At 45.9% G+C, this 410-nt stretch carries 1 protein-coding gene; it reads right to left on the bottom strand.

Going from position 1 to position 410, the window contains the following annotated elements; all coding sequences use genetic code 11:
* A partial coding sequence (locus ACTD9P_RS30160) for a biotin operon repressor (RefSeq protein ID WP_438870506.1) occupies positions 1 to 410 on the bottom strand: 410 nt, incomplete at both ends.

Here is a 410-nt window from a genome sequence, read left to right as displayed (position 1 = left end):
TCCAAATCCCTTGCCCTTCTGTTGATTCCCATTCACGCATCATCCGCCCTCGCCCTGCTGTTTGATGCTCAGCGATGACAACCGTGCCATCCGGTGCACCAGCTCGGATAAGTTCATGCGCAACAAGCTGTGTCGACTCAACCGTTTCATAATAATGTACTTGGCGGCCATAACGTTCCGTCGTCAAAAATTGCTGCAATTGTCCCATATCCACTTTATCCGGTACAGATAGAAGTTTATACCCGCGTTTTTTTACTGTTTCAAATTCATAGCCTTCCTGCTTCAATGTTTGCATATGTTTCCATATAGCTGTTCGAGACACATTTAGCTCATCCGCCAACACTTGGCCGGAAATCGGTTCTCCTTCCGCAGTCAAAAACCGTTTCAAAATTTCATCCTTCATCGTGAAA

The sequence above is a fragment of the Pseudomonas onubensis genome (assembly GCF_965653655.1).
Lineage (GTDB): Bacteria > Pseudomonadota > Gammaproteobacteria > Pseudomonadales > Pseudomonadaceae > Aquipseudomonas.
Note: the sequence above shows the minus strand (reverse complement) of the source record. Positions and strands in the feature narration are given on the sequence as shown.